The sequence below is a fragment of the Nocardiopsis quinghaiensis genome (assembly GCF_008638365.1).
Classification (GTDB): Bacteria; Actinomycetota; Actinomycetes; order Streptosporangiales; family Streptosporangiaceae; genus Nocardiopsis; species Nocardiopsis quinghaiensis.
The window spans coordinates 1-13285 of record NZ_VWVU01000031.1; the positions used below are offsets into that span (position 1 = coordinate 1).

The 13285-nt window shown below is 70.5% G+C and carries 11 protein-coding genes and 1 tRNA gene; 11 read left to right on the forward strand and 1 reads right to left on the reverse strand.

Going from position 1 to position 13285, the window contains the following annotated elements; translation table 11 throughout:
- From FYX01_RS22960 to FYX01_RS22975, 4 genes are all read left to right on the forward strand, one after another.
- The coding region (locus FYX01_RS22960; RefSeq protein ID WP_150244846.1) for an ATP-binding protein at positions 1-1634 on the forward strand (1634 nt) is incomplete at its 5' end.
- A gap of 85 nt (positions 1635-1719) precedes the next feature.
- Entirely contained in the window at positions 1720-1905 is a 186-nt protein-coding gene (locus FYX01_RS22965) for a hypothetical protein (protein ID WP_150244848.1), read from the forward strand.
- Complete coding sequence (locus FYX01_RS22970) at positions 1902-2108, forward strand: helix-turn-helix transcriptional regulator (protein WP_150244851.1); 207 nt, start codon at positions 1902-1904, stop codon at positions 2106-2108. Before FYX01_RS22965 ends, FYX01_RS22970 begins: the two co-directional genes overlap by 4 nt.
- Positions 2108-3508 (forward strand): tyrosine-type recombinase/integrase, encoded by a 1401-nt coding sequence (locus FYX01_RS22975; RefSeq protein ID WP_150244854.1) that lies wholly within the window; start codon positions 2108-2110, stop codon positions 3506-3508. The genes FYX01_RS22970 and FYX01_RS22975 overlap by 1 nt, the downstream gene beginning before the upstream one ends.
- A gap of 220 nt (positions 3509-3728) precedes the next feature.
- Here FYX01_RS22975 and FYX01_RS22980 read toward each other — a convergent pair.
- Positions 3729-3800 (reverse strand) — tRNA-Arg (locus FYX01_RS22980).
- 130 nt (positions 3801-3930) lie between these two features.
- Between FYX01_RS22980 and FYX01_RS22985 the strand changes: the two genes are divergently transcribed.
- From FYX01_RS22985 to rho, 7 genes are all read left to right on the forward strand, one after another.
- Positions 3931-4317: a response regulator gene (locus tag FYX01_RS22985; RefSeq protein ID WP_150244856.1), complete on the forward strand. Its 387-nt coding sequence runs from the start codon at positions 3931-3933 to the stop codon at positions 4315-4317.
- Positions 4314-5408 (forward strand): DALR anticodon-binding domain-containing protein, encoded by a 1095-nt coding sequence (locus FYX01_RS22990; protein WP_150244859.1) that lies wholly within the window; start codon positions 4314-4316, stop codon positions 5406-5408. The genes FYX01_RS22985 and FYX01_RS22990 overlap by 4 nt, the downstream gene beginning before the upstream one ends.
- 121 nt (positions 5409-5529) lie before the next feature.
- On the forward strand, positions 5530-6915 hold the full coding sequence (gene lysA / locus FYX01_RS22995) for a diaminopimelate decarboxylase (RefSeq protein WP_150244862.1): 1386 nt from the start codon (positions 5530-5532) through the stop codon (positions 6913-6915).
- A gap of 64 nt (positions 6916-6979) precedes the next feature.
- The gene (locus FYX01_RS23000; RefSeq protein WP_150244865.1) at positions 6980-8266 is read left to right on the forward strand and encodes a homoserine dehydrogenase; all 1287 of its coding nucleotides are present in this window, start codon (positions 6980-6982) and stop codon (positions 8264-8266) included.
- 259 nt (positions 8267-8525) lie between these two features.
- On the forward strand, positions 8526-9584 hold the full coding sequence (gene thrC, locus FYX01_RS23005; RefSeq protein WP_190394455.1) for a threonine synthase: 1059 nt from the start codon (positions 8526-8528) through the stop codon (positions 9582-9584).
- A 65-nt stretch (positions 9585-9649) separates the two neighbouring features.
- Complete coding sequence (thrB, locus tag FYX01_RS23010) at positions 9650-10588, forward strand: homoserine kinase (RefSeq protein ID WP_150245059.1); 939 nt, start codon at positions 9650-9652, stop codon at positions 10586-10588.
- A gap of 443 nt (positions 10589-11031) precedes the next feature.
- Positions 11032-13020, forward strand: a complete 1989-nt coding sequence (gene rho / locus FYX01_RS23015; protein WP_150244871.1) for a transcription termination factor Rho — start codon at positions 11032-11034, stop codon at positions 13018-13020.
- The last annotated feature ends 265 nt before the right edge of the window (positions 13021-13285 follow it).

Sequence of the window (13285 nt, forward strand, 5' to 3'; positions counted from 1 at the left end):
GCAAGGACGGGCTGCGGGTGCAGTTGGCCCGCCAGTACTACGCCGAGCACCACGCGGTGCCCTCCCAGTCCGCGCTGACCGACGCGATCTCCGTCCTGGAAGGACGCGCCATGGACCAAGAACCCCAACCCATCCACCTGCGGCTGGCCACCCACCGCACCGAGAACGGCGACCAGGTGGTCATCGACCTGGGCACCCCGGACGGGAGGTGCGTGGTCGCCGGCCCCGACGGCTGGCACATCGCCGAACGCAGCCCGGTGCTGTTCCGCCGCACCAAGCTGACCAGCCCCATGACCGAGCCCGGCCCGGCCGGGCAGACCACCCAAGGCCTGGCCGCCCTGCGGGACCTGCTCAACGTGGACGAGCCCTCCTTCCGGCTCATCGTCGGGTGGATGGTGGCCGGAATGATGCCCGACCTGCCCCACCCGATCCTGGGAGGCAAGGGAGAGCAGGGCACCGGCAAGTCCACCGCGCTGGAAATGCTGATCAACCTGCTCGATCCCTCCCCGGCCGCGCTCCGCTCCCTGCCCCGCGACATCAAGACCTGGGCCACCGTCGCCTCCGCCTCCTGGGCGGTGTGCCTGGACAACGTCTCGGTCATTCCCATGTGGCTGTCGGACACCCTGTGCAAGGCGGTGACCGGTGACGGCCTGGTCGACCGGGCCCTGTACTCCGACGACGACGTGTCCGTCCTCAGTTTCCGACGACTGATCGCGCTCACCTCGATCGACACCGGCGCTCTGGCCTCGGACCTGTCCGAGCGGATGCTGACTGTGGAGTTCCTGCCCATCAAGAGGGAGCAGCGCCGCGCCCACAGCGAGGTCGCCGCCGCCTACACCCGGGATGCGCCCGCCATCCGGGCCGCCCTACTGGACCTGCTGTGCCGGGTGCTGGCCGAGCTGCCCACCACGCACCTGGACGAGCTGCCCCGCATGGCCGACTTCGCACGCATCCTCGGGGCCCTGGACACGGTCATGGGGTGGAACACCCTGGACACCTACCTGACCGCCTCCCAGGTGACCACCGCCGACCTGCTCGACGCCAAACCGTTCACCAGCGCGGTGGCGGACTTTATCGACGAGCGCGGGTCATGGACCGGGTCCATCAGCCAGCTCCTGGACCTGATCCCCGCCCCAGACCCGCGGCCCCGCTCCTGGCCGGTGGACGCCACCCGCGCCTCCGGCCAACTCAAGCGGGACGCCCCGGTGCTGCGCAGCATCGGCATCACCGTGACCGAGGCCGGGCGGTCCAAGGAACGCCACCGCCGCCAGCTCTACACCTTCACCGCCCACAGCCTCGACGGCCAGGCCCCGCAGGCTCCGCACGCTGATCCTGCCCCGGACACCACGGTGACCAGGCAGGACACCCCTTTTTTTGACCAGGCAGTCACATCTGACCCCAGGGGCACGGAGACTCCAGGCTCCGCACCAGACTCCGCCCATATCCCCAGGTCACAGCAGTTTGCGGAGGCTACGGAGCCTGCGGAGGCTGGCTTCCCCCCACTCTCTGAAAAGACGTCCGTCGAAGCCGTGGAGATCGGCCCGTGCACCGCGTGCGGAGCGGGATTCCGCCGATTCGAGGCCACGACCCATCCGCGGGTGTGCACCAGCTGTGCGCACCGCCACCGCACCTGACCACGCTCATCCGAAGCGGCCCCGGACCCGATGCCTGCCAGCCCGGCCGGGGCCGCACCCAACCCGAAGGAAAGGCACTCCCAGCATGCCCGAACGCCGCAAGCGCCGCCTGGACCTGGCCAAGGTCCGGGTGATCGGACCGCCCGAGATCGTCGACCAGGTCGTGGACGCCATCACCGACGCACTGCCGTCCGCCGACCCGTCCGGGGCCTACCCGAGCCGCCACAACTCCGACCACGTCCGCGTCTACCTGGAGGTCGCTCCCGAATGAGCGTCGGAACGCGTACCGAGAAGCCCAGCTCCTTTCTGACGGTGCAGGAGGTCTGCGAGGAACTCAGGATCTCCCGGAGCACGTGGGACCGGATGGTTCGACTCGGACAGACCCCCAAGATGAAGCGCATGGGCGGCAAACGCGGCGAGATCCGCATCCGCCGCAGCTGGCTCGACTCCTGGCTGGAAGAGGGCAGTGCCTGATGCCCATGACCTACGACGTGCAGTTCTACAAGGTCCGAGCGCGGCCCAAGGGAGCACGGCCCTACCAGGCACGGTGGCGCACGGCGGAGAAGGTCCACCCCCGCTCCTTCCTGACTGCCGAACTCGCCGCCAACTGGGTCTCGGAGCTGCGGGAGGCCGCGAGGAAGGGGGAGATGTTCGATGTCGGGACCGGGCTTCCCCAGTCCAAGCTGCGTGAACTCCGAGACGTTCCCTGGTTCGCGCACGCCCGTGAGTACGTGAGTGAACGCTGGCCCGACGTGGCGGGCAATACCCGAGTCAGCATGATGGAGGCCCTGGTCGCGGTCACACCGGTCCTGGTGGGCGACGCCCCGGGGGCGCCCGACCAGGATGCTCTTCGTCAGGCTCTGCGCGACTGGGCATTCCGCATGGAACGGGACACCCAGGGCAAGTGGCGGTTCCCGAAGCCCCCTTCCCAAGTGGAGACAGTGTTCGCCTGGTTGGAGAAGGCATCCATCCCGGTCAGCGAGGTCGCGGACTCCAGGAACCTGGGGATGGCCATGCGCGCGTGTGGTCGGCTACTCGACGGAACCCAGGCATCCGCCGACTACTTCAGTCGCCGGAGACGGGGATTCTCCGCGGCTCTCAGCTACGCCGTACTGAAGGAACGCCTTCCGGAGAACCCGCTCCGGCGGAAGGACCTGCCTACCGACTGGCAGCCCCCGAAGACCGAGGAGGAGGTCGATCCGCGGTCGATCGGCAACCCGACGAAGGTCCGACAGGTTCTGACAGCGGTGAGCTACGTGGGACGACGCCAGGGGCCACGGTTCGTGGCCTGGTTCGGCTGTATGTACTACGCGATGATGCGCCCCCAGGAGGTCGCCAACCTTCGCCGGTCCGGCTGCGAGCTGCCCACCGAAGGGTGGGGCAAGCTCACGTTCTCCGACAGCAGCCCGGCGCCCGGCAAGAAGTGGACGGACTCAGGGGCCTCCCATGAGGAACGCGGCCTGAAGGGCAGGAAGCAGGGGAAGGGGAGAGGGAAGAAGCCGTCGCGAACCGTTCCGATCCCGCCTGAGCTGGTGGCCATGCTGCGCGAGCACATCCGCTGCTTCGGCGCCGGGCCCGACGGGCGGCTGTTCAGGAGCGAGAGGGGCAACCCGATCCAGCCTTCCACCTACTGGCGCGTCTGGGATCGCGCACGGCGGTTGGCGCTCACCGAGGAGGAGCGGGAGGGTTTGTTGCTGAAGCGGCCCTATGACCTCCGGCACGCCGGAATCACCTACCGGCTCAACCGCGGGGTACCGGCGACCCAGGTGGCCAAGTGGGCCGGTAACAGCGTTGACGTGCTGCAACGCGTCTACGCACAGGTCTGGACTCAGATGGATGAGGTGTGGATCAACCGCATGGGCGACCATGGGTGACGCAGATCACACTGCAGTGAAGTGCTGAGGGCGGGGACTCCGAGTGGTTTCGGGGTTCCCGCCCTTTTTGTCGTTTATGCCCGGTCCACCAGTGGTCCACAGGTGGTCCACAGAAGGTCGTTGAACCTGGTGTGAGATGACGTGACCTGACAAACGAAGAGACGCCACTCAACCAGTGTTTGCCCTGGTCAACGTGGCGTCTGTGCTCATCAGAGTGAAGTGCCCCCTGCAGGATTCGAACCTGCGCACACGGCTCCGGAGGCCGTTGCTCTATCCCCTGAGCTAAGGGGGCTGACTCGCGAGAACAACTGTAGCAGGGGCTCCGGGCCCTTCGTCCACTCGTTGCGGGCGCGCCCGGCCGAGCCCGCCGATACCCGCGATCCGGTGGTGCCGTGTCATCCCACAGCGGTAGTGTCACGCCCGTGAACGCCCTACCCACACGGGTTCTCGTCGTCGAGGACGACGACGTGATCCGGGAACTCATCCGCCTGAACCTCGAACTGGAGGGGTTCGAGGTGTTCACGGCCGTGGACGGGCAGGACTGCCTCGACCGTGCCGCGCACATCGACCCCCACGTGGTCACCCTGGACGTGATGATGCCCCGCATGGACGGGTGGACGGCCGCCGAGCGCCTGCGCGCCGACGCGCGCACCCGCGACCGGCCGATCATCCTGGTCACCGCACGTACGCAGGAAGAGGACCAGCGGCGCGGCGAGCGCATCGGCGTCGACGCCTACCTCACCAAGCCCTTCGACCCCGACGTGCTCGTCGACGTCATCCGCGGCCTGGTCGACGGGGGCCGGAAGTGACCCCTGGAGAACTGGAGGCGGCCGTCCGCGAGGCCGCCGTGCGGGTCTTCGGCCTGGACCCGGCCCGGATCCCGTTCGTGTGGCCCCGCAACGACCACGCGGACGAGGGCGCCGACGTCGCCACCGCGCTGCCGCCCCGCCTGGCCGGCAGTGTGGGGGACCGGCTGCACGTATCCCGCGGCGACCGTCGCGCGGCGGTCGCCGCCCGGGTCGCCGACGGGCTCTCGGACATGCGCGAGGAGGGCCTGGTGGACTTCGACCGGGTCTTCCACGACGGCCGCGGCTTCCTCAACGTCACCTTCACCGGCCGACAGCGCGAGGACCTGCTCGCCGAGGCCGCGGACGGGCCCCGCTTCCTCACCGGTCGGGACTGGGACGGCCCGGGGGAGTGGCCCTCCTCCGCCCTGCACGAGGCCGGGCCGGTCGCCCAGGCCCGCAGGCTCGCCCGCGCCGACGCACGAGCCCGCATCAGCCTGGCCGTCGGCCCGCAGGCCCCGCCGCCGGGACCCGGCGAGGGCGAGGAGGTCTCCTGGCGCGACCCCTACCGGGACGGCGGGCCCCGTGAGCTGATCACCCCCGCCGCCCGCGCCCTCGGCGCCGTGGGCGAGGACAGCGCCCGCCTCGCCTTCTGCCGCTCGGTGCCCGAGCGGCCCCGGGACACCGAGACCACCGGCCGCGACCTGCCGGTACTGCCCTCCGCCGAGTACCCCGGAGCCTGGGCCCGCCTGACCGACGCCAACCCCGCCTTCCGGCTGCGCTACGCCCATGCCCACGCGGTCAGCCTGTGCCGCTGGGCCGCGGAGGGGGCCCCGCCGCCCACGGCCTGCCCCGAGCACACCGCTCCCGTGCGCGGCCTCCTCTTCGACGGGCCCAGCGTCCTGGACACGGCCGCGCGCCGAGAGGAACCCCATATCCTGGTTCGATACCTGGAGACGCTGGCCAGTGCCTACGATGAGTGGCGAACGTGTCCCACCGCGGTCCCCGGACCCGCGCCACGGACCGCCACGGACCCGGCCCTGCCAACCGCCGTCGCCGGAGTCATCCGTACCGGGCTCTTCCTGCTCGGAGTGTCAGCGCCCACAAGGCTGTAGACACCCCGTGTCGTCGTCCGGCGGAGCGCACCCAACCCTTTCGTCCCGACCTGTTTGGTGGACAATGGCGGGAGGGTGCCGCCAACCCGCACAGCCGTACAGTCCCAGCCGAAAGCCCATCATGAGCCGCTACGCCCATCCCGCCGGTTCCCGCCACGCGGAGATCCTGCCGGAGGACAACCCGCCGCTGCCGCCCGAGAGCCTCAACGAGTTCGACCCCCAGGTGTGGTCCGCCACCGCGCGCCGCACGGACGGCGAGCTCGCCGTCGGCGGTGTCGGCGTACGAGAACTCGCCGCCACCCATGGCACACCCCTCTTCGTCATGGACGAGGAGGACTTCCGCGGCCGCGCACGCGACTTCCGCACCGCCTTCTCCGACGCCGACGTCTACTACGCGGGCAAGGCCCTGCTGACCAAGGCCGTCGCCCGCTGGGTCGCGGAGGAGGGCCTGAAGCTGGACGTGAGCTCGGGCGGCGAGCTCGCCGTCGCCCTGGCCGCGGGGTTCCCCACCGAGCGCATCGGCATGCACGGCAACAACAAGTCCGCCGCCGAGCTGCGCCGCGCCGTCGAGACCGGGGTGGGCCGCATCATCATCGACTCCTTCGACGAGATCGAGCGCCTCGAGGCCGTCGCCGCCGAGTTCGGAGCCCGCCCCAAGGTCCTCATCCGGGTCACCACCGGCGTGGAGGCGCACACCCACGAGTTCGTCGCCACCGCCCACGACGACCAGAAGTTCGGTTTCGCGATGAGCACCGGCGCCGCCGCCGAGGCCGTCCGCCGCGTGCTCGACGCCCAGCACCTGGACCTGGTCGGCCTGCACTCGCACATCGGCTCCCAGATCTTCGACACCTCCGGCTTCGAGGTCGCCGCCCGCCGCGTCGCCCGGTTCCTCACCGGCGTCCACGAGGACCTGGGCGTCACCCTCGCCGAACTCGACCTCGGCGGCGGCCTGGGTATCGCCTACACCTCGGGCGACGACCCGCTCGACCCCAAGACCATCGCCGAGAGCCTCACCTCCATCGTGCGCCGCGAGTGCGAGGAGGGCGGGCTGCCCATGCCCCGTATCGCCGTGGAGCCGGGCCGCGCCATCGCCGGTCCGGCCGGGATCACCATCTACGAGGTCGGTACCGTCAAGGACGTCGAGGGCATCCGCACCTACGTCAGCGTCGACGGCGGCATGAGCGACAACATCCGCACCGCCCTGTACGGCTCGGAGTACACCAGCCAGCTGGTCTCCCGAGAGAGCGACGCCGAGCCCATGCTGTCCCGCCTGGTGGGCAAGCACTGCGAGAGCGGTGACATCATCGTGCACGACCTCTATCTGCCCGCCGACCTGCGGCCGGGCGACCTGGTGGCGGTCGCCGCCACGGGGGCCTACTGCTACTCCATGGCGAGCAACTACAACCACCTGCCCCGACCGGCCATGGTCGCGGTCCGAGACGGGAGCACCCGCGTCATCGTACGTAGGGAGAGCGAGGAGGACCTGCTCCGCCTCGACGTCGGCTGAACAGTCCTTCACGGCGGCACGGCCGTCCGACACAGGACACGAGAGAAGTGGGAGTCACGCCCAAATGGCGATGAAGGTGGCGCTGCTCGGTTGCGGCGTGGTGGGTTCGGAAGTCGTCCGCCTGGTCAATGAACAGTCCGAGGAGCTGGCCGCGCGGGTGGGCACGCCGATCGAGATCGGCGGTATCGCGGTGCGCCGCATCGACCGCGACCGCGGCGTCGATCCGGCGTTGTTGACCACCGACGCCACGGCCCTGGCCACGCGCCCCGACATCGACCTGGTGGTCGAGGTCATCGGCGGTATCGAACCGGCCCGTTCGCTGATCCTCGCCGCGGTCAAGGCGGGCAAGTCCGTGATCACGGCCAACAAGGCCCTGCTCGCGGAGGACGGCCAGACCCTGCACACCGCGGCCCGCGACGCCGGGGTGGACCTGTACTACGAGGCCTCCGTGGCGGGCGCCATCCCGCTGCTGCGCCCCCTGCGGGACTCGCTCGTGGGGGACAGGGTCAACCGTGTACTGGGCATCGTCAACGGCACCACCAACTACGTCCTCGACCGGATGGACTCCATGGGCGCCGGGTTCACCGAGTCCCTGGAGGAGGCGCAGGCCCTCGGGTACGCCGAGGCCGACCCCACCGCGGACGTGGAGGGCTTCGACGCCGCCGCCAAGGCCGCTATCCTGGCCCGGCTGGCCTTCCACACCCAGCAGGTCACCGCCGCCGACGTGCACCGTGAGGGCATCACCGGCGTGTCCGCGGGCGACATCGCCAGCGCCCGCGCGATGGGCTGCGTGGTCAAACTCCTGGCCATCTGCCAGCGCTCGCAGGACGGCCGCTCGGTGGGGGTGCGCGTCCACCCGGTGATGCTGCCGGTCGAGCACCCGCTGGCCAGTGTCAAGGAGGCCTACAACGCGGTGTTCGTCGAGGCCGAGTCCGCGGGTCGCCTGATGTTCTACGGCGCGGGCGCCGGCGGCACCCCCACCGCCAGCGCGGTCCTGGGAGACCTGGTGGCGGTGGCGCGCAACCGCCTCGCCGGCACATCGATGGCCGAGGGAGGCCACGACACCGGTATGCCGGTGCACGACATGGGCCAGACCATCACCAGCTACCACGTGGCGCTGGACGTGGCCGACCGCCCGGGTGTGCTGTCCAAGGTCGCGGAGATCTTCGCCGACCACGGGGTCTCCATCAGGAACGTGCGCCAGGAGGGCAGCGGCGACGACGCCCAGCTGGTACTGGTCAGCCACCCCGCCCCCGACGCCGCGCTCAGCGCCACGGTCGAGGAGCTGCGCACGCACGACATGGTGCGCGAGGTGGCGAGTGTGATGCGCGTGGAGAGCTTCGCCGACTGAGGGCCCGCCGGGGCGGGGACCGGGCCGGGGACCGGAGCGGTTTCGGGCGGGCCGTACGGACGCGCGTACGGCCCGCCCGCCCTGCCCGGGTGTCCCGCATGATGGGACGCGGAAGACCGCGATTCGAGATACCCGGGACGGGGTCATAGACTCGTGGCTGGTGGGACGACGGGCGCGCCGCGGTGCCGTCCGGACGGGCCCCCGCATCCATCGCGCGTCAAGCGAAGCCGCATCCACCCGAAAGGGAAAAGTCGTGAGCATGGCACGGGCGTGGCGAGGCATCGTCGAGGAATACCGCGACCGCCTCCCCGTCAACGAGAGCACCCCCGTTGTCACCCTGCAGGAGGGCGGTACGCCCCTGCTGCCCGCCACGCGCGTTTCCGAGCTCACGGGCTGCGAGGTCTTCCTCAAGGTCGAGGGGCTCAACCCCACCGGGTCCTTCAAGGACCGCGGGATGACCATGGCCATCACCAAGGCCGCCGAGGACGGCGCCAAGGCCGTCATCTGTGCCTCCACGGGTAACACCAGCGCCAGCGCCGCCGCCTACGCCATCCGCGCGGGCATGACCTGCGCCGTGCTGGTGCCGCAGGGCAAGATCGCCATGGGCAAGCTCGCCCAGGCACTCGTCCACGGCGCCCGCCTCCTGCAGGTGGACGGCAACTTCGACGACTGCCTCGAACTGGCGCGCAAGCTCAGCATCGACTACCCGGTCGTCCTGGTGAACTCGGTCAACCCCTACCGCCTCCAGGGACAGAAGACCGCCGCCTTCGAGATCGTCGACGCCCTCGGCGACGCCCCCGACGTCCACTGCATCCCCGTGGGCAACGCGGGCAACATCACCGCGTACTGGATGGGCTACACCGAGTACGCCAGGGACAAGGTCGCCACACGCAGCCCCCGCATGCTCGGTTTCCAGGCCAGCGGCGCCGCGCCCATCGTCAGCGGCGTGCCCGTCACCAGCCCGAGCACCATCGCCACCGCGATCCGTATCGGCAACCCGGCCTCCTGGAAGCTCGCGGAGCAGGCGCGCGACGAGTCCGGCGGCCTCATCGACAAGGTCACCGACCGCCAGATCATGGCCGCCTACAAGCTCCTCGCCGCCGAGGAGGGCGTGTTCGTGGAACTGGCCTCCGCCGCCAGTGTGGCCGGTCTGCTGCAGGCCGTGGAGGCGGGGCGGGTGGAGCGCGGCAGCCGCGTGGTGTGCACCGTCACCGGGAACGGGCTCAAGGACCCCGACTGGGCGCTGGCCGGGGCCTCCTCCGCCACCACCGTGCCGGTGGACGCCCTCGCCGCCGCCAAGGCCCTCGACCTCGCCTGAGCCCGGGCTCGTCCGTGAGCCCTCGCAGAAAAGAGCCCACCGTGCCCCCACCACACCCCGCCCGGGTGTCCGTCCGCGCCCCCGCCACCAGCGCCAACCTCGGTCCGGGCTTCGACGCCCTGGGCATGGCCCTGCGGCTGTACAACGAGTTCGAGGTCCGACTGCGCGACGACGGCGAACTCCACGTCCGGGTCGAGGGGGAGGGCGCCGGGGAGGTGCCGACCGACGAGTGCCACCTCGTCGTGCGCGCCATGCGCGAGACCTTCGAGAGGGCCGGGGAGAAGCTGCCCGGCCTCGACCTGGCCTGCGTCAACAACGTCCCGCACGCCCGCGGGCTCGGCTCGTCCTCCTCGGCGATCGTCGGCGGCGTGGCCGCCGCGAGCGCGCTGTTGGGACGCACCGGGCCCGACGGCGGACCGGACCGCGACGGCATCTACCAGATCGCCGCGGACATCGAGGGCCACCCCGACAACGTGGCCCCCTGCGTCCACGGCGGATACACGGTCGCCTACCGCGACGGCGACCGCTGGGGCGCGGTGTCCCTGGTCACCGACGCGCGGATCCTGCCGGTGCTGTGCGTTCCCCCCTGGCGGCTGTCCACCGAGCGGGCCCGCGGTCTTCTACCGGAGGGGGTGGCGCACTCCGACGCCGCGTTCAACGCCGGGCGCGCCGCGCTGATGACCGCGGCCGTTTGTGGCCACCCGGAGTCCCTGTACGCGGCCACCGAGGATCGTTTGCACGAGTCCTACCGGGCGCCCGCCATGCCGCGCACCCTCGATCTCATCCGTGACCTGCGCAGACACGGGAACATGCCCGCCGTGGTCTCCGGAGCGGGACCGACGGTGCTGGTGCTGTGCGCGGTGGACACGGGGGAGGCCGGCCCGGATTCACCGGAAATCGCCCGGCAGACTGATTCGATCCGTCAGCGGGCGGGTAAGGACTGGGACGTACGCCCCCTGCCCGTTGAGCCGGCTGGGGTGCGGGCCCTATCTCCCCATCCGTAGCACCTGTGTCGAGGAATAGCCGTGGCCTCTGTTGATGTTAGGCTAGGTGAAGCACCAGATGCCCCGTTGCGGGGTGAGTGCTCATCCGCCACAGCGGCCTCCGCATCTCATACTCCGGTGGTTCCGTCTCACGACTCCCCGGAAGCGGCAGCCAACGTGTCGAGTCAGCGGTTCTTCCGCGACTGTGCCAACGTCATCGCAGCCCGCTCCTCCTCGGATGAGCGTGTCTTCACGATTGACGGGCAACACCACCGAGCCATATGCCCCGACGTCTGGCTGTACCCAGAGCCCGCCGCGATTGGGTAGGTAGGGGACCGCTTTCCACACCGGTTTCCGACATCCACGTGGGGCACGCCCTACCCGGCCCTGCCGGTTCGCACCATCGGGCCGGCCGCTCCAGCACCCGCTGACGGCCGAAGCCCGCTCCTTGGGAAGGACCCTTAGTGAGCGACACCACCGAACTCCGAACGGACGCGGCGGTCGACAGCACAACCACCACCGGCGCCTCCGAAGCGGAGGCTGGCGAAGCCGCGCCGACAGGTGCGTCGTCGCGGTCCCGCGCGGCGTCGCGCGGGACCGGGCTGGCGGCTTTGAAGCTCCCGGAGCTCCAAAAGCTCGCCTCCAGTCTGGGCATCACCGGTACGGGGCGTATGCGCAAGAGCGACGTCATCGCCGCGATCGAGGCCAGACAGGGCGGCCCTGTCAGCGGCCCGGCGAAGGCCAAATCCGCAAAGAACGCCGAGACGGTGCCCAAGGCCGGTAAGGTCGAGGCAACCGACGGCCAGACCGAGGCCCAGGTCCCCGACACGTCGGGCACGGACGAAGCTCCGCGCAAGCGTGTGGCCGAGCGGCCACCGGACCAGGCCGTCACCGACGCTCAGGGTGAGCGGGACGACAAGCCGTCCCGCAGCCGTCGTTCGTCCCGCAGACGCGGTGACGAGCCCGGTGACCAGACCCGATCGGTGGACGGCACCGACTCCACTACCTCCGCGAGCAGCGTGACCAAGACATCCAGCACCCCCCAGAAGAACGGCCCCGACTCCTCCGAGGACCGTGACACCAGGTCCGGACAGGGTCGCGAGCGCCAGCGCAACCGCCGCAACCGCAACCGGGGCGGCGACGACCAGAACACCGGCGGCAACTCCCAGCAGGGCGGAGGTGGCCAGAACCAGGGCCGGGGTGGTGGCGACGACGACGACTTCGGCGGCGGACGCCGCCGCGGACGTCGCCGCGACCGACGCGACCGACGCGGACGCGGCGGGGGCCAGCAGGAGCCCGAGCCGGTGATCGGCGATGACGACGTCCTGCTGCCGGTCGCGGGCATCCTCGACATCCTGGACAACTACGCCTTCGTGCGCACCACCGGCTACCTGCCCGGGCAGAGCGACGTCTACGTCTCCCTGGCCCAGGTGCGCAAGCACGGTCTGCGCAAGGGCGACCACATCATCGGCGCGGTGCGTCAGCCGCGCGACGGTGAGCGCCGGGAGAAGTTCAACGCCCTGGTGCGGCTGGACTCGGTCAACGGCATGTCGCCGGACCAGGCCAAGGGCCGCCAGGAGTTCTCCAAGCTGGTTCCGCTCTACCCGCAGGACCGACTGCGCCTGGAGACCGAGCCGCACATCCTCACCACGCGGATCATAGATCTCGTGGCACCCATCGGTAAGGGTCAGCGCGGGCTCATCGTCTCGCCGCCCAAGGCGGGCAAGACGATGGTGGTGCAGGCGATCGCCAACGCCATCACCGAGAACAACCCCGAGTGCTACCTGATGGTGGTCCTGGTCGACGAGCGGCCCGAGGAAGTCACCGACATGCAGCGCACGGTCAAGGGCGAGGTCATCCACTCGACCTTCGACCGGCCCGCCGAGGACCACACGGTCGTCGCCGACCTGGCCATCGAGCGTGCCAAGCGGCTCGTGGAGATGGGCATGGACGTCGTCGTCCTGCTGGACTCCATCACCCGCCTGGGCCGCGCCTACAACCTGGCCGCCCCGGCCAGCGGGCGCATCATGTCCGGTGGTGTGGACTCCACCGCCCTCTACCCGCCCAAGCGCTTCTTCGGCGCGGCCCGCAACATCGAGGGCGGCGGTTCGCTGACCATCCTGGCGACCGCGCTGGTGGAGACCGGCTCGCGCGCCGACGAGGTGATCTTCGAGGAGTTCAAGGGCACCGGCAACATGGAGCTCAAGCTCAACCGGAGCCTGGCGGACAGGCGGATCTTCCCCGCGGTCGACGTGGACGCCTCCAGCACCCGCAAGGAGGAGATCCTCATGTCCCCGGAGGAGCTCAACGTCGTCTGGAAGCTGCGCCGGGTGCTGCACGCGCTCGACGCCCAGCAGGCCATCGAGCTGCTCCTGGACAAGATGAAGGAGTCCAAGAGCAACGCCGAGTTCCTGCTCCAGATCCAGAAGACCACGGTGGGCCCCGAGCGCTGAGGCGCCGCAGGACCGCCACGGATCACGGCAGGGCCCCCTCCCGGCACCGGGAGGGGGCCCTGCCGTGTCCGCACCGCCGCCGGCTTCCTCGCGGACCACTCTCCTCGCGGACCACGGAAGAGGTCACCGATGTGCCGCGGATCACCCAGGGGCGCGCCCCGGTGGGGCCGACCACTCCCGCCGGCTTCGCCGACCCCCGGGTCGGGCTCCGCGGCACCGCGGGGACGCCGGCGGGAAGGGGCCGGAATAGACACTGGTCCCGACA

What these genes read in the sequence shown, in the direction of transcription:
- FYX01_RS22965 (WP_150244848.1), top strand. Translation starts at nt 1,720, where the DNA reads ATGCCCGAACGCCGCAAGCGCCGCCTGGACCTGGCCAAGGTCCGGGTG.
- FYX01_RS22970 (WP_150244851.1), top strand. Translation starts at nt 1,902, where the DNA reads ATGAGCGTCGGAACGCGTACCGAGAAGCCCAGCTCCTTTCTGACGGTG.
- FYX01_RS22975 (WP_150244854.1), top strand. Translation starts at nt 2,108, where the DNA reads ATGCCCATGACCTACGACGTGCAGTTCTACAAGGTCCGAGCGCGGCCC.
- lysA (WP_150244862.1), top strand. Translation starts at nt 5,530, where the DNA reads ATGAGCCGCTACGCCCATCCCGCCGGTTCCCGCCACGCGGAGATCCTG.
- FYX01_RS23000 (WP_150244865.1), top strand. Translation starts at nt 6,980, where the DNA reads ATGGCGATGAAGGTGGCGCTGCTCGGTTGCGGCGTGGTGGGTTCGGAA.
- thrC (WP_190394455.1), top strand. Translation starts at nt 8,526, where the DNA reads ATGGCACGGGCGTGGCGAGGCATCGTCGAGGAATACCGCGACCGCCTC.